The organism is Rhodococcus ruber (assembly GCF_016804345.1).
GTDB lineage: Bacteria > Actinomycetota > Actinomycetes > Mycobacteriales > Mycobacteriaceae > Rhodococcus > Rhodococcus ruber.
Genome location: NZ_CP044211.1, coordinates 341,944 through 357,789, shown reverse-complemented (window position 1 = coordinate 357,789; position 15,846 = coordinate 341,944). Strand labels below are relative to the sequence as shown.

The window sequence follows — 15,846 nt, the reverse complement described above, 5'->3', positions numbered from 1 at the left end:
GGCCGTGTGCCAGGACAGCCAAGCACTGCCGACCGCTCCGGCGTGGTATCCGCGCCGGGTGTCGGGTTCCGGCCCGGCCGCTGTGACCGGGTCGGCGCGGCAGGCGGGAACTCGTCCGCGGCCCGGTTCGTCGTATTCTGTGACAGGAAGTCGTCGTCTATCGCAGAGAGAGCCATGAGACGCGCCAAGCGCAAACCTCGAAGACCCTCCCCGCCCCAGAGTGACGGCCCGTCCGTCACCGCCCCCCGGAGCCGACCGTGCTGACAGTCCTCGGTATCGCACTCGGCATCCTCGTGGTCCTGGCCATCACGGCCCTGACCGGCTATTTCGTGGCCCAGGAGTTCGCCTACATGGCGGTGGACCGGTCCCGGCTGAAGGCGCGTGCCGAAGCCGGTGACACCGCAGCCGCCCGCGCCCTGTCGGTCACCCGCCGCACCTCGTTCATGCTCTCCGGCGCTCAGCTGGGCATCACGGTCACCGGCCTGCTCGTCGGCTACGTCGCCGAACCGCTCATCGGCAGCGGCCTCGGCGAACTCCTCGGCGGCGTCGGGATCCCCACCGCGGTCGGGGTGGCGGTCGGCACGGTGCTGGCGGTGCTGTTCTCGACCGTGGTGCAGATGGTGTTCGGTGAGCTGTTCCCGAAGAACCTGGCGATCGCCCGGCCCGAGCCGGTCGCGCGGTGGCTGGCGCTGTCGACCACGCTGTATCTGAGGCTGTTCGGCTGGCTGATCAAGTTGTTCGACGCCTCGTCGAACCTGCTGCTGCGCGCGCTGCGGATCGAACCGGTGCACGACGTGGAGCACTCGGCCACCGTCCGCGACCTCGAGCACATCGTGGCCGAATCCCGGGAGGCCGGCGAGCTGCCCAAGGAGTTGTCGACGCTGCTCGACCGGATCCTGGACTTCCCGACCCGCACCGCCGAGCACGCCATGATTCCGCGGGCCCGGGTGGACTACGTCCGGGCCGGGGAACCGATCACGCAGGTGCTCGCGAAGATGAGCGCGGGGCACACCCGGTACCCGGTGGTCGGTGCGTCCGCCGACGATCTGCGCGGAGTCGTGCACCTCCACGATCTGCTCGCGCGTGACACCGCGACGGGCACGGCCGGGACGGTGTGCCGGCCCGCGGTGATCGTGCCCACCACCCTGCCGCTGCCGGACGTGCTGGCCCGGCTCACCGAGGGACACGAGGAGATGGCGCTGGTGGTCGACGAGTACGGCGGCTTCGCCGGCGTCGTCACCGTCGAGGACATGGCCGAGGAACTCGTCGGGGAGATCGCCGACGAACACGACACCGCCGTCGAGACGCAGGTGATCACCCGCCAGGGTGAGGGCTGGGTGATCCGCGGCGACGTGCACCTCGACGAGGTCGCCCGCACCCTGGGCCACGAACTGCCCGAGGGGGACTACGAGACCCTCGCCGGGCTGGTCATCGCCGAATTCGGCGGCCTGCCCACCGTCGGAGACACCGTCGCGATCCCACTCGAGCCCGATCCGGCGGAGCTGGCGCACGTGAACTCGCCCCCGACGCGGACGCTGATCGCGGAGGTCCGTGGGATCGACCGGCACGTGCCGGCGTCGGTGCTGGTGACCGTACGGACCGATCACGAGGTGAGCGACGATGAGTAACCCCTGGATCGTGCTCGCCGTGACGGTCGGCCTGATCGCGGCGAGTGCCTTCTTCGTCGCGGTCGAGTTCGCGCTCATCGCCGCGCGCCGGCACCGCCTCGAGGACGCCGCCCCGCACAGCCGCTCGGCCCGCGCGGCGTTGCGCAGCGCCTCGGAACTGTCGGTTCTGCTCGCCGGGTCCCAGCTCGGCATCACCGTGTGCACCCTGGCCCTCGGCGCGGTGACCAAGCCCGCCGTGCACCATTGGCTCACCCCGGCCTTCGAGAACTGGGGTGCGCCGCTGTGGCTGGCGGACGTCGCGGGGTTCGTCCTGGCGCTGATCATCGTGACGTTCCTGCACCTGGTGGTCGGCGAGATGGCTCCGAAGTCCTGGGCGATCGCGCACCCGGAGAAGTCGGCGACCATGCTCGCGATCCCGATGCGGGCGTTCATGTGGGTCACCCGCCCGGTCATCGTGCAGCTCAACCACCTGGCCAACTGGTGCCTGCGGCGGGTCGGGGTCGTCCCGGTCGACCAGGTCGGCACCGGCCAGGACCCGGACGCGTTGCGGCACCTGGTCGAGCACTCGGCCACCGTGGGCACTCTCGACGAGCGCTACCACGGGCACCTGACCAGCGCCCTCGAACTCGAGGCGCTGACCGTCGGCGACATCGTCCGCCCCAACGCCCGGCCGAGCAGTGTCCGGCCCGACGCGGACGCCGCGCAGATCCAGGACACCGCCCGGCGCACCGGGCACCTGCGTCTGCTCGTGCGCGGCAACGGGCACATCGACGGGGTGGTGCACGTGCGCGACAGCCTGCACGCCGCGGCGGGGATCACCGCCGCCGAGCTGATGCGCCCGGCGCTGACCCTCGAGGCGACGGTGCCGGTGTACGAGGCGCTGCGCACCATGCGCGAGACCCGCAACCACCTGGCCACCGTCACCGACAACGGACAGGTGGTCGGGTTGATCACCCTCGCCGACGTCCTCGAACGGCTGCTGCCGACCGCCGAGGCGGGCGTCTGAGCCGGGTGCGGACGGGTGCCCGCGAGGCGGCGGTACCGCCGGGCATTCCCAGTCCCGGCGTGCGCTGCTAACCTCCGTTGCTAGAACGCGTTCTAGCAACGGAGGTTTTCCGCATGGCTCCCACTCCCGCCGCGATCCGCGCCACCGTCGAGTCCTACATCAGGTCGGTCGCCAAAGGGACCACGGACGAGGTGCTCGCCCTCTACGCTCCCGGAGCCACGGTCGAGGACCCGGTGGGCACCGAGGTGCGCACCACCGAGGCGTCCCTGCGCGAGTTCTACTCGATGATCGAGCCTCTCACCCAGACCGGGGAACTGCTCAGCCTGAAGATCGCCGGCGGCAACGCCGCCTTCCTCTTCCGGCTGACCACCCATCTCGGCGAACAGGACCTCGTCATGGAGGTCATCGACGTCATGACGTTCGACGACGACGCCCGGATCACCGGCATGAAGGCCTACTGGAGCCAGGAGGACATGCAGACCGTCCCCGCCTCCTGAACTGTTTCACGTGGAACATCCGTCCTGAGGTGCGGCCGGTGCCCGAACAGCCGGGGCTCTCCTAGACTGGAAGTCGTATCCCGCGTCCTCCCGATGAGGTGACACGACATGGCCCACGGTCCAGGGTGGCCGCCATGACCGCGCTCGCCGACATCCTCCTGGTTCTGGTGTTCGTCCTGATCGGCGGCGTCTTCGCCGGCACCGAGCTGGCGCTGGTGTCGCTGCGTGAGAGCCAGATCCGTGCGCTCGAGGAGCGGGGCCGGCGGGCGCGGCGGACGGCCGAGCTGGCGCAGAATCCCAACCGCTTCCTGTCCGCGGTGCAGATCGGCGTCACCGTGGCCGGGTTCTTCTCCGCCGCCTACGGTGCCTCCGCGATCGCCCCCGACCTCGTCCCGGCGCTCGAGTCGTGGGGGCTGCCCGCCGCAGCGGCGAGCGCCGTCGCCTTGACCGGCACCACCCTGGTGATCGCCTACCTCTCGCTGGTCCTCGGGGAACTCGTTCCCAAGCGCATCGCCCTGCAACGGTCCACCGGGGTGTCGTTGCTGACCGCACCGACCCTGGACCGTTTCGCCACCCTGATGCGACCGGTGATCTGGTTGTTGTCGGTCTCCACGGACGGGCTCGTCCGGCTGCTGGGAGCCGACCCGGCGCGCCGGAGCGAGGAGATCACCCACGAGGAGTTGCGCGATCTGCTGCTCAGCCATTCGGCGGTGCCGGAGGACGAGCGCACGGTGCTCGCCGAGGTGTTCGACGCCGGGCAGCGATCGTTGCTCGAGGTGATGCGTCCGCGCACCGAGGTCGACTTCCTGCCCGCCGACACCCCGCTCCCGGCGGCGCGCGAACAGGCCCTGGCAGGCGCGCACAGCCGGTATCCCGTCGTCGGCACGTCGCTCGACGACGTCGTGGGCTTCGTGCACCTTCGCGACCTGCTGCTCGCCGATCCGGCGACCGCCCCGACCGTCGCGGACGTGTGCCGTCCCATCCTCGCGCTGCCCGCCTCCAAGCCGGCGCTCGCGACACTGTCGCTGATGCGACGCACCAACGACCAGATCGCCCTCGTCGTCGACGAGTACGGCGGCACCGCCGGGATCGCGACGCTCGAGGACATCGTCGAGGAGATCGTCGGCGAGATCGGCGACGAGTTCGAACCGACTGGGCAGGCCGCGTCCCCGTCCGCGCCGGCGCAGGCCGGCACGCAGCAGGTGGACGGTCTGCTGATCGTCGAGGACTTCGAACGCGACACCGGGATCGGGCTGCCGAAGGGCCCCTACGAGACCGTCGCGGGGTGCATGGTGCACCACCTCCAGCGCCTGCCACGACTCGGCGACAGCATCACCCTCGACGGTCACCGCCTCACCGTGAGCGAACTGGACGGCCACCGGATCGCTCGCGTCCGCCTGACGTCCGACGGCTGAAGCCGACCGAAACCACCCGAGGCGCGGAGGGGTTGCGCCTACCATGGGCGGGTGGCCGCCGGCACCGCTGCGCGCGGATTCGGGATGGTACTCGCGCTGACTGCGCTCGCCGTGGGGGGATGCTCCACGGACGGTCCGTCGCGAACCGAGCTGGTTCGCCTGGACCTGGCGACATCGCGGGGCGAGCATCCATGGAGCGGCCTGCTCCTGCCGGATCAGGTGCCGGTCGCCGTTCCACCGGCGCCGCAGGCCGAGCTCCCCGTGCCCGACGGAGGTCCGGTGACGGTGTCCGGAGACCGGACCGGCCTCTACGGCGGCAGCCTCGAACGTGAGCTGTGCGACCGGGAGCGGCTCGCCGGCACGCTCGAGCAGGACCCGGTCAAGCAGGCAGCCTGGCTCGACGTGTTCGACATCGCCGACGCCCGCGCATACCTGCGCACCCTGACACCGGTGCTGCTGCGGGCGGACACCCGGGTCACCGATCACGAGTACCGCGGGGGACGCGCGGTGCCCGTGCAGTCGGTCCTCGAGACCGGAACCGTCGTTCTGGTCGACGACCGCGGTGTGCCTCGCGTGCGGTGTGCGCCGGGAAGTCCCCTGATCTCCCCCGTTCTGTCCTCGGGTCAGGAGATCGAAGGAGAACGCTGGTCCGGCCTCGACGAGGAACGGTTGTTCGTCGTGCAGCCGGGAGCGGCGCCGGTCGGCGAACTGACCGTCGTCGACGTCACCACCGGGAATCTGCTGGCGGTGCCCATCGGCGCCGGTCCCAAGCAGCCGGCGCCCGGGGCCGCCGACCCGGTACCGCCGCCCGCACCGGAACCGTCACCCGCGCCGCCGGCGCCGGAGGCGGAGATCGCGGCGCCCGCGCCGCGGGCTCCGGTGCCGCCACCGCCACCGCCACCGCCTCCCCCGCCGCCGCCACCGCCTCCCCCGCCGCCGCCACCGCCGCCTCCCCCACCGCCGCCTGCGCCGGAGCCGCTTCCCCCGGCACCGGTACCGGCGCCGGCCCCACCGCCGCCGCCACCCCAGATCCGCATCCAGCTGCCGAACGGGGCGCCGGTCGTGATCCCACTGCCGTTCTGACGCCGGCGGCGCTGCCGTTCCGACGGTGCTGCCGTTCCGACGGTGCTGTCGTGTCCGGCGCCGACGGCTACCGGGGCCGCAGCACGATCTCGGTCGGGTGCGCGTCGACGGGGGTCCGAACGGCCTGCCCCACCGCCAGTGCCACGGTCGAGGCCTTCAGGAAGCGCTCCGGTTCGTAGGTCCGGCCCTCGCTCGCCACGATCGCACGCTGCATGTCGGTGTCGATCCGGCCCGGATGCACCGACGTCACCCGCAGCGCCGGCTCCTCCTGCCGCAGGACGTCGGCGAAGGCCCGCAACGCGAACTTGCTGGCGGCGTATGCGCCCCAGCCGGCCCTCGCGTTCAGGCCGGCCCCCGAATTGAGCAGCACGACATGGCCGTTCGCGGCCCGCAGCGCCGGCAGGAGCAGCCGCGTCAGTTCCACCACCGCCACCACGTTCGCCTCGAACATCTCCCGCCACTGCGCGATTCCGCCGTCGGCGATCGTCCCGAGTTCGGCGAGCCCCGCGCTGTGCACCAGCACGTCCAACCGGTCGATGCCGGAGCAGGCCGCGGCCACCGCCGCGTGGTCGAGCAGGTCGACCGGCCACGGTGCCGCCTGCGGAAGCTCCGCGCAGATCGCCCGGAGCGACTCCGCGCGGCGGCCGCCGAGCAGCAGGTCGTGACTGGGGGCGAGTTCCCGGGCGATGGCGGCGCCGACGCCGCGGCTGCCACCGGTGATCAGGGCTGAAGGTCGCATGCGACGACCCTAGGCGAGGATCCCGGCCGATGCGCCGCCCACGCCCACCGTCACCCGCGGAGGGCGCGGAAAATGCATCTCCACAAGCGCTTTCGGACGAGAGAGCACATACTCACGCAGCACGTTGCGCACCCGGGTGCGCAGCCGGCAGTCGCACTCCGCGATCACCCCGGCCAGGTCGATCCCCGCCCGCCGCCCCAGCGCGACGGCCCGCGGCAGATGGAATCCCTGGGTGGCGATCACCGCCGTCCGCACCCCGTAGACCTGCGCGGCGCGCAGACAGGTGTCGTACGTGTCGAGCCCGTACGGGTCGGTGGCGATCACTTCCCGCCCCACACCGTGTGCCACCAGATAGTCGGTCATCGCCGCGATCTCGTCCCCGGAGCGGCCTCCTGCGTCGCCCGAGACGAGCACGCGGCGGGCGCGGCCGTCCGCGAGCAGCGCGACAGCCACGTCGAGGCGTCCGCGCAGCATCGCCATGGGCCATCCGTTCCGGACGCGGGCACCCGGCACGATCACCACCGGCGCGGCCGGCGCATCGGCGACGGTGTACAACCGCCCGGCCGCGGGCGTCGCGACCCGGGCCGCGACGCCGGCCAGCACCAGCGTCCCCCCGGCCACCCCGATCGCGGTTCCGGTCAGCGTCCGTCGCCACCTCGCATTTGTGCGCATGCGCCCCACGCTACGGACCGCCGCGGCGAGAATGGACGCATGGACCCGGTGGACGCCCTGCGGGAGGTCGCGTTCTGGCTCGAACGCGACCGCGCCGAGAGCTACCGCGTGAAGGCGTACCGTCACGCCGCCGACGTCGTCGCCCGGCTCGACCCGGACCAGCGCGCCGCGCGGCGCCGGGCGGACAGTTGGACGGCTCTGTCCGGAATCGGGCCGAAGACCGCCACCGTGATCCGCGAATCCTTCGACGGCGTCCCCGCCTACCTGCGGCAACTGCGCGAGGAGGCCGAGCCGATCGGCCGCGGCGGCGCGGGCCTGCTCGAGGCCCTGCAGGGCGATCTCCACGTGCACTCGGACTGGTCGGACGGCGGCAGCCCGATCGCCGAGACGATGCGGACCGCCGCGGCGCTCGGACGCCGGTACTGCGCGCTGACCGACCACTCACCCCGGCTGAAGGTGGCCAACGGCCTCACCGCGGAGCGGCTGCGCAACCAGTTGGGAGTCGTCGCCGAGCTCGACCGGGTCTTCGCCGACAGCGGCACCCCCTTCCGCATTCTCACCGGGATCGAGGTGGACATCCTCGACGACGGCACGCTCGACCAGGACGAGGGACTGTTGGCCGAACTCGACGTCGTGGTGGCCAGCGTGCACTCGAATCTGCGGGCCGACCGGTCGATCATGACGAAGCGGATGCTGAAGGCGGTGCAGAATCCGCACGTCGACGTGCTCGGGCACTGCACGGGCCGGCTGGTGCAGGGCGGTCGCGGCACCCGCCCGGCGTCGCGTTTCGACGCCGAGGCGGTGTTCTCGGCGTGCCGCGATCACGGCACGGCGGTGGAGATCAACGCCCGCCCCGAGCGGCAGGACCCGCCGGAGCGGCTGATCGACCTGGCGCTGCATCTCGGCTGCCGCTTCGCGATCGACACCGACGCGCACGCGCCCGGTCAGCTGGACTGGATCGGGTACGGCTGTGAACGTGCCGCCGAACGCGGGGTGGAACCCGAGGACGTGGTCAACACCTGGCCCGTGGAGGACCTGCTCGCCTGGACCGCGGGCCGGTCCGGGTGACGACGTCAGCCGGCCGCGACCTCGCCACCCGGGCGGCACTCGGCGTCGAGCAGGACGCGGGCGTCGGCGGCGAACCGGCGGACCTGCGCGTCGGTCCACACCTGGGCGGGCACGCCGCCGCCGAGCAGTTCGCGGGCGAGTGCCGGTGACTCGCCGAGCGGGGCGTCGCTGCCGGCGATGACGATGTTGCCGTAGCGCCGGCCCTTGAGCATCGCGGGATCGGCGATGATCGCGGTGTGCTCGAAGACGCTGCCGATGGTGGCTGCCTCCCGCCGGGCGGTGGTCAGATCCCGGGTGTCACCGCAGTTGACGACGTAGACGCCGCCCGCGTCGAGGACCCGGCGGGCGTGCCGGGTGAACTCGACGGTGGTCAGCGCGACGGGCGTGCGGTTCACCGCGAAGACGTCGCGGACGATCACGTCACGGGTCGCGTCGGTCAGGGAGGCCAGGACCGCCCGGCCCTCCCCCACCCGAATCCGCAACAGCGGGGCGCGGGGCAGGTCGAACCAGTCCCGGACGAGTTCGGCCAGGCGCCCGTCGATCTCGACCACCACCTGCCGTGCGTTCGGGTAGGTGGCGGCGAGATAACGGGCCATCGTGCAGGCCCCACCACCGAGGTGCAGCACCCGCAGCCGTTCGTCGTGCGGCCGTTGCGATTCGAGCAGGTGAGCGATCCACCGCATGTACTCGAACTCGAGCAGCGTGGGATCGGTGAGATCGATGTGGGAGCTGGGCACCCCGTTGACCTCGAGCACCCAGCCGTCGGGCCGGTACCGATCCTTGACCAGTTCACAGGTGCCGGTGTCGATGTCGTGGATGCCCTCGGCCGGGCCGCGGCCGGACCCCGCCGCGGCCCGACGCTCCCGCTGCCTGCCCATGGCATCGAGGGTAGCCGGACCGCCGGGAACCGTCGGGGCCCGGCCGGCAGGTCCGGGTGACCGACCGTGCCGCTACGACCAGCGGGTCGGCACGATGGTTCTGCGGCTCGTGGCGCCGACCGCGACCGTGCCGGCGGCGGCCGCGACGATGAGCAGCACGGCCGGGACCGGTGACAGCCACCACGGGGACGCGAGCAGCACCGCCAGCACCAGCATCGCGATCAGCAGGGCCGTCGGGTCGGGCCGGGTACGGGTCTCCCCGAGCGTCGCGTACCGGCGGAACCGTCGTCCGTCCGTCATGTCAGTGCGTCCCCTCGAGCGTGCGAGCGGTCTGGGCGTGCGAACCCCAGCCCACGTGCGCCTCGGCGCGCATCTTCTCGCTCATGTGCGGGTAGTGCAGCTCGAACGCGGGCCGCTCGGAGCGGATGCGCGGCAGCTCGTAGAAGTTGTGCCGCGGCGGCGGGCAGCTCGTCGCCCACTCGAGGGAGTTGCCGTAGCCCCACGGGTCGTCGACCGTGACGACCTGCCCGTACCGGTAGCTCTTGAACACGTTCCACAGGAACGGCAGCGTCGAGGCGCCGAGGACGAAGGCACCGACGGTCGAGACGATGTTCAAGGTGGTGAACCCGTCCGACGGCAGGTAGTCGGCGTAGCGGCGCGGCATGCCCTCGTTGCCCACCCAGTGCTGCACCAGGAACGTGGTGTGGAAGCCGACGAAGGTCAGCCAGAAGTGCCACTTGGCGAGGCGCTCGTCGAGCATGCGCCCGGTCATCTTCGGGAACCAGAAGTAGACGCCGGCGTAGGTGGCGAAGGCGATCGTCCCGAAGAGCACGTAATGGAAATGCGCCACGACGAAATACGACTCGTGCAGCTGGAAGTCGAGCGGCGGGCTGGCGAGGATGACGCCGGACAGGCCGCCGAACAGGAAGGTGACGATGAACCCGACCGAGAACAGCATCGGCGACTCGAACGTCAGCTGCCCCTTCCACATGGTGCCGATCCAGTTGAAGAACTTCACGCCGGTGGGCACCGCGATCAGGAACGTCATGAACGAGAAGTACGGCAGCAGCACGGCGCCGGTGGCGTACATGTGGTGCGCCCACACCGCGATGGAGAGCGCCGCGATCGCCAGGGTCGCGTAGACCAGGCCGGTGTAGCCGAAGATCGGCTTGCGGGAGAAGACCGGGAAGATCTCCGAGACGATGCCGAAGAACGGCAGCGCCAGCACGTACACCTCGGGATGACCGAAGAACCAGAACAGGTGCTGCCACAGCATGACACCGCCCGTGCCGGGATCGAAGATGTGAGCGCCGAACTGCCGGTCGACGAACAGGGCGATCAGCGCCGCCGCCAGCAGCGGGAAGATCAGCAGGATCAGCAGCGAGGCGATGAAGGTGTTCCAGGTGAAGATCGGCATCCGGAACATGGTCATGCCGGGGGCGCGCAGGCACACGATGGTGGTGATGAGATTGACCGCGCCGAGGATCGTGCCCAGGCCGCCGACGGTGAGGCCGAGGATCCACAGGTCCGCGCCGACGCCGGGCGAGTGCAGCGAATTCGTCAGCGGCACATACGCCGTCCAGCCGAAGTCCGCGGCGCCCCCGGGGGTGAGGAAGCCGGCCGCGGCCATGAGGCCGCCGAAGACGTAGAGCCAGAAGCCCACCGCGTTCAGCCGGGGGAAGGCCACGTCCGGTGCCCCGATCTGCAGGGGCAGAAGATAATTGGCGAAACCGAAGAACACCGGCGTCGCATAGAGCAGCAGCATGATCGTGCCGTGCATGGTGAAGAGCTGGTTGTACTGCTCGTTCGACAGGAACTGCAGGCCGGGCACGGCGAGCTCACCCCGGATGAGCAGCGCCATGAGCCCGCCGACGAGGAACCACGCGAAGGCCGCCACGATGTACATCACACCGATCACCTTGTGGTCGGTGGAGGTGACGACCGTGAGGATCCTCGAGCCTTTCGGGCGGTGGGTCGGAGGATACGGCCGGTGCGCGTCCGGCGTCCTCAGTATCGGCGCGACATCGACCATGACCACGACTCCTGCCTTCGGGCCCGCCTCCCGGCGGGGCATCGAGTTCCGACCTGCTGCCGCGAGCGGGCGGATTCGCGGCCGCCCGCTCGACCGGCGGCGCAGACGTCCGAGCGGAGCCGCCGACCGTCGGCGCGCTGACTCTTGCACCGCCGCATCGACATCGGCAATGAGACGTGGAGCACGTCCACGGCGCGGCGTGGACTCGCCCAGGTGCGCCGGACACCGCCCGCTGCTCCGGACGGGCCGGGCCGTCGCGGACGCCGGGGTCGTCGTCGGCCGGGTCGAAAATCACTGATCAACAGGTTTTTCCACAGCTGTGGATACTCGCGTTCGCGAGCGGTCCGGGCACCCGCCGCGCACCGGCGGGACGGGAAACGCACCTCGACTCCGGCACGGCCGGAGGGACCGAGGGCCGGGAGAAAAGGGTCCGAAGACTCCCGTCGCATGCGCCCATCGGTCGGAGCAGTCCGGCGCCGAGCGGGGGACCGAGCGGCCGGGACGCGCGGGCACCTCGTCCCCGTCCGCCCCGGACGTCCGGAAAATCATTTTCCCACAAGATATCCGGTCCGGGACCTTGGTCCCGGCCGACGTCCGGCGCTCAGTCGTCGAACACGACGACCTGACGTACGGCCAGGCCGTCGGCGAGCTGGTCCATGGCCTCGTTGATGCGCGAGAGGGGGATCCGGGAGGAGATCAGTTCCTCCACCGGCAGCCGGCCCTCGCGCCACAGGCGCGCGTACTCGGGGATGTCGCGGCGCGGCACGGCCGAGCCCAGGTAGCTGCCGACGATCGTGCGGGCCTCCGCGGTCACCGTCAACGGGGAGATCACGGCCGTCGCCGTCGGGGCGGGCAGGCCGACCGTCACGGTCGTGCCGCCGGGTGCCGTGAGGGCGAACGCGGTTTCGAACGCGCGTGCGCTGCCGGCACATTCGACGACGTACCGGGCTGCGACGCCCCGCTCGAGCGCCTCGCCCGGGGTGTAGGTCTCGTGCGCCCCCAGTTCACGGGCGCGGGCGAGCTTGTCGTCGAGAGTGTCGATCGCGACGATGCGCGAGATCCCCTGCGCGACGGCCGTCAGGAGAGCGGCCATGCCGACCCCACCGAGGCCGACGATCGCGATGCTGTCCTGCGGCCGCGGCCGGGCCGCATTGAGGACGGCACCCCCGCCGGTGAGCACGGCACAGCCGAGCACCGCGGCGACGTCGGGCGGCACGTCGTCGTCGACCGCGACGGCCGACGCGCGGTCGATCACCGCGTGCGTCGCGAAACCCGAGACCCCGAGATGGTGGTGCACCGGGTGACCGTCGCGGTGCAGGCGCCGGCCGCCGTGCAGGAGTTCGCCGGCGTTGTTGGCGGCGGACCCGGCGGTGCAGGGCAACCGGCCGTCCTCGGCGCAGTTGTCGCACGCCTCGCACCGCGGCAGGAACGACATGACCACCCGCTGCCCCACCCGGAAGTCGTCGACGGCCGAACCGACCTCGACGATCCGTCCGGCCGCCTCGTGTCCGAGCAGCATCGGCACCGGACGAACCCGGTTGCCGTCCACGACGCTCAGATCGGAGTGACACACCCCGGCCGCCTCGATCCGTACCAGGAGCTCGGTCGGTCCCGGCGGATCGAGCTCGAGTTCGGACACGCTGATCGGCTTCGACTCGGCGAACGGCCGCGGCCGGCCGATCTCCTCCAGGACTGCGCCGGTGATCCTCATGTGCCGATACTCCTCGGGTCTCGGGGCGGTTCCGGAATCCACCGTAGTTCTCGTGCGGGATCGGCGTCGGCGCCGCGCGCAGGTTCCTGACATCGTCCTCGGTTTCGGACATCGACACCGGTCGGGACGTGTGTGGCTGTCCGATTTCCGGCGGCCCGGCCGGCTCTCGGCGCGCGCCCACGCCGGACCGGTCGCACAATGATGCGATGCCGGACCGCGGATTCACCCACACCCAGCTCGCCGCGCGGGCTGCCTATCTGCTGCGCGGCAACGACCTCGGCACGATGACCAGCGCCGCCCCGAAGCTGTACCCGCACATGTGGAGCTGGGACGCGGCGTTCGTCGCGGTGGGGCTGGCCCCGTTGAGCGTCGAGCGGGCCGTCGTCGAACTCGACACCCTGCTCTCCGCGCAGTGGCGAAACGGCATGATCCCGCACATCGTGTTCGCGAGCGGGGTGGACGGCTACTTTCCGGGACCGGCGCGGTGGGCCTGCACCGACCTGGCCGCCGCTGCCCCGCAGGGGCCGCAGACCTCCGGCATCACCCAGCCACCCGTGCACGCCATCGCGGTGCAGCGGATCCTCGACCACAGCCGACGGCACGGGCGCACCACCCGTGCCGTCGCCGAGGAGTTCCTGGACCGTCGCTGGCCCGACCTGGTGCGCTGGCACCGGTGGCTGGCCCGGGCCCGCGACCTCGACGGCAACGGCCGCATCGCGCTCTACCACGGCTGGGAATCCGGCATGGACAACTCGCCCCGGTGGGACGCGGCGTACGCCAACGTCGTCGCGGGGGCGGTGCCGACGTTCCGGCGCGAGGACCTCGCCCATGTCGGCGACGCGAGTCAGCGGCCCACCGACGCCGAGTACGCCCGCTACCTGTGGCTGCTCGAGGAGATGAAGGAGGTGCGCTACGACGACGACGCCCTGGCCACGGCCATGAGCTTCGCCGTCGAGGACGTGTTCGTCAGTGCCGTGTTCGCGCTGGCGTGCGAGGTGCTCGCCGTCATCGGGGAGGAGCATTCGCGCCCGAATGCGGACGTGCGTGAGCTGCACGAGTACGCGGACCGGTTCCGTCGCGGCGTGCTCGACACCACCGATCCGCGTACCGGCGCCGCCAAGGACTTCGACCTGCGCAGCGGCCGCTGGATGGCCACCGACACGATCGCGATGTTCGCGCCGTTGCTGTGCGGGGGTCTGCCCCGCGGCACCGAACGGGCCCTGTTGCGCACCTTCGAGGGCCCGAAGTTCTGCGGGCACCCCGACCTGCGCTACGCCGTGCCACCCTCGACGTCCCCCGTCTCCCGGGACTTCCGTTCGCGCGAGTACTGGCGGGGACCGGTGTGGCCGGTGATGACGTGGCTGTTCTCGTGGACGTTCGCCCGCCGCGGCTGGGCGGAGCGCGCCCATCTGCTGCGAGCGGAGGGCTTGCGGCAGGCGAGCGACGGCTCGTTCGCGGAGTACTACGAGCCGTTCACCGGCGAGCCGCTCGGCAGCATGCAGCAGTCGTGGACCGCGGCCGCGGTGCTGGACTGGCTGGGCTGAGCCGCCCGGGCCGGCAGCCGCGCGCCCGCCTGTCGGCCGCGTCGGCACTCGACGCGGCGAACGACCGAGGGTTGCGCGGCTGCCGGACGGATCACCGGTCGCTCACAACGCCCCCAGTGCCTCGCAGGCCTTGCGAACTCCCTCACCGTAGGCCGGATCGGCCTGCGTGCAGTTGGCGATGTGCCGTTCGATCGTCGTCACCGATGCCCCGGTGATCGCGCGCGCGGTGTTCTCGAACAGCACGGTCTGCTGCTCGGCGGTCATGGCGCGGAACAGGATCCCGGGCTGCTCGAAATAGTTGTCGTCGTCTGCGCGGTAGTCGAATCGGTCCGCGACGGCACCGACGGTCAGCGGCGGGTCGGCGTACCCGCGTTGCTCCTGGAATCGGCCGTACGAGTTCGGCTCGATGCTCGGGACGCTGCCCTGGTTGCCGTCCACCCGCATCGCGCCGTCGCGGTGGAAGGAGTTCACGTGGGCGGCGGCCCGGGGGCAGTTCACCGGGATCTGGTGGTGGTTGACGCCGAGCCGGTAGCGTGCGGCGTCCCCGTACGAGAAGAGCCGGCCCTGCAGCATCCGGTCGGGCGAGAACCCGATGCCCGGGACGACGTTCGCAGGGGAGAACGCGGCCTGCTCGACGTCGGCGTGGTAGTTGTCCGGGTTGCGGTTCAGCTCCAGCTCCCCCACCTCGAGGAGCGGATAGTCCTTCTTGGACCACACCTTGGTCAGGTCGAACGGGTGGTAGCGGTAGGTCGCCGCGTCGGCCTCGGGCATGATCTGCACGTACAGCGTCCATTTCGGGTGGTTCCCGGCCTCGATCGCCTCGTACAGGTCCCGCTGGGCGGATTCGCGGTCGCCGGCGATCACGGTCGCGGCCTCCTCGTCGGTGAGGTTCCGGATGCCCTGCTGGGTGCGGAAGTGGAACTTCACCCACGACCGGGCGCCCGCGGCATCGACGAACGAGAAGGTGTGTGAACCGAATCCGTGCATGTGCCGGTAGCCGTCGGGGATGCCGCGGTCGGACATCACGATCGTGATCTGGTGCAGGGCTTCCGGCAGATTGGTCCAGAAGTCCCAGTTGTTCTCGGGGTCGCGAAGGTTGGTCCGCGGATCGCGCTTCACGGCATGGTTGAGGTCGGGGAACTTGAGCGGATCGCGGAAGAAGAACACCGGGGTGTTGTTGCCGACGATGTCCCAGTTGCCCTCCTCGGTGTAGAAGCGGACGGCGAAGCCGCGGATGTCGCGTTCCGCGTCGGCGGCGCCGCGCTCGCCGGCGACGGTGGAGAACCGGACGAACACCTCGGTCTGCTTGCCGATCTCGGAGAACAGCGCGGCCCGGGTGTGCCGCGTGATGTCGTGGGTGACGCGGAAGGTGCCGAACGCGCCGGAACCCTTTGCATGCATGCGCCGTTCGGGGATCACCTCACGGTCGAAGTGCGCGAGCTTCTCGAGGAACCACACGTCCTGGAGGAGCATGGGTCCGCGGGCCCCGGCCGTGAGACTGTTCTGGTTGTCCGGCACAGGTGCGCCGGCAGCGGTGGTGAGTCCGTTGTGGTCGGTCATCGATCACTCCTGT

General features: G+C 71.1%; 14 protein-coding genes. 7 read left to right on the top strand and 7 right to left on the bottom strand.

The features are described from left to right. The first annotated feature begins 257 nt into the window (after positions 1–257). The 5 genes from F1734_RS01675 (at position 258) to F1734_RS26400 (ending at position 5,629) form a co-directional block, all read left to right on the top strand. Positions 258–1,628 (top strand): hemolysin family protein, encoded by a 1,371-nt coding sequence (locus F1734_RS01675; RefSeq protein WP_119700234.1) that lies wholly within the window; start codon positions 258–260, stop codon positions 1,626–1,628. Further along, positions 1,621–2,634, top strand: a complete 1,014-nt coding sequence (locus F1734_RS01670) for a hemolysin family protein (RefSeq protein WP_026137839.1) — start codon at positions 1,621–1,623, stop codon at positions 2,632–2,634. The genes F1734_RS01675 and F1734_RS01670 overlap by 8 nt, the downstream gene beginning before the upstream one ends. A gap of 113 nt (positions 2,635–2,747) precedes the next feature. Beyond that, positions 2,748–3,131 (top strand): nuclear transport factor 2 family protein, encoded by a 384-nt coding sequence (locus F1734_RS01665; RefSeq protein ID WP_017681048.1) that lies wholly within the window; start codon positions 2,748–2,750, stop codon positions 3,129–3,131. Between the two features lie 134 nt (positions 3,132–3,265). Beyond that, entirely contained in the window at positions 3,266–4,546 is a 1,281-nt protein-coding gene (locus F1734_RS01660; protein ID WP_203011279.1) for a hemolysin family protein, read from the top strand. A gap of 279 nt (positions 4,547–4,825) precedes the next feature. Next, positions 4,826–5,629 carry a DUF6777 domain-containing protein gene (locus F1734_RS26400; RefSeq protein ID WP_237211207.1) on the top strand — a complete coding sequence of 268 codons (804 nt, stop codon included), beginning with the start codon at positions 4,826–4,828 and terminating at the stop codon, positions 5,627–5,629. 67 nt (positions 5,630–5,696) lie between these two features. Here the strand turns inward: F1734_RS26400 and F1734_RS01650 are convergent, their stop codons facing one another. Together F1734_RS01650 and F1734_RS01645 are read right to left on the bottom strand one after the other, a co-directional pair. After that, complete coding sequence (locus F1734_RS01650) at positions 5,697–6,368, bottom strand: SDR family oxidoreductase (protein WP_010595393.1); 672 nt, start codon at positions 6,366–6,368, stop codon at positions 5,697–5,699. A gap of 9 nt (positions 6,369–6,377) precedes the next feature. Beyond that, a complete protein-coding gene (locus tag F1734_RS01645) occupies positions 6,378–7,040 on the bottom strand; it encodes a SanA/YdcF family protein (protein WP_225223001.1) in 663 nt (220 codons plus the stop codon). Between the two features lie 39 nt (positions 7,041–7,079). Here F1734_RS01645 and F1734_RS01640 point away from each other — a divergent pair, with 39 nt between their 5' ends. Continuing rightward, the gene (locus tag F1734_RS01640; protein ID WP_203011278.1) at positions 7,080–8,108 is read left to right on the top strand and encodes a PHP domain-containing protein; all 1,029 of its coding nucleotides are present in this window, start codon (positions 7,080–7,082) and stop codon (positions 8,106–8,108) included. Positions 8,109–8,113: 5 nt separating this feature from the next. Here F1734_RS01640 and F1734_RS01635 read toward each other — a convergent pair whose 3' ends face one another. The 4 genes from F1734_RS01635 to F1734_RS01620 all read right to left on the bottom strand — a co-directional run bounded on the left by F1734_RS01635 (position 8,114) and on the right by F1734_RS01620 (position 12,729). Then, on the bottom strand, positions 8,114–8,986 hold the full coding sequence (locus F1734_RS01635) for a spermidine synthase (RefSeq protein ID WP_010595390.1): 873 nt from the start codon (positions 8,984–8,986) through the stop codon (positions 8,114–8,116). 72 nt (positions 8,987–9,058) lie between these two features. Further along, a complete protein-coding gene (locus tag F1734_RS01630) occupies positions 9,059–9,286 on the bottom strand; it encodes a hypothetical protein (protein ID WP_010595389.1) in 228 nt (75 codons plus the stop codon). Position 9,287: 1 nt separating this feature from the next. Next, complete coding sequence (gene ctaD, locus F1734_RS01625) at positions 9,288–11,018, bottom strand: aa3-type cytochrome oxidase subunit I (protein ID WP_203011277.1); 1,731 nt, start codon at positions 11,016–11,018, stop codon at positions 9,288–9,290. Between the two features lie 601 nt (positions 11,019–11,619). Continuing rightward, positions 11,620–12,729, bottom strand: coding sequence for an alcohol dehydrogenase catalytic domain-containing protein (locus F1734_RS01620; protein ID WP_017681903.1), 1,110 nt, complete (start codon positions 12,727–12,729; stop codon positions 11,620–11,622). 206 nt (positions 12,730–12,935) lie between these two features. Here F1734_RS01620 and ggh point away from each other — a divergent pair, with 206 nt between their 5' ends. Beyond that, entirely contained in the window at positions 12,936–14,273 is a 1,338-nt protein-coding gene (ggh, locus tag F1734_RS01615) for a glucosylglycerate hydrolase (RefSeq protein ID WP_040273051.1), read from the top strand. A 102-nt stretch (positions 14,274–14,375) separates the two neighbouring features. Here ggh and F1734_RS01610 read toward each other — a convergent pair whose 3' ends face one another. Further along, the gene (locus F1734_RS01610) at positions 14,376–15,833 is read right to left on the bottom strand and encodes a catalase (protein ID WP_010596329.1); all 1,458 of its coding nucleotides are present in this window, start codon (positions 15,831–15,833) and stop codon (positions 14,376–14,378) included. Positions 15,834–15,846: the final 13 nt, after the last annotated feature.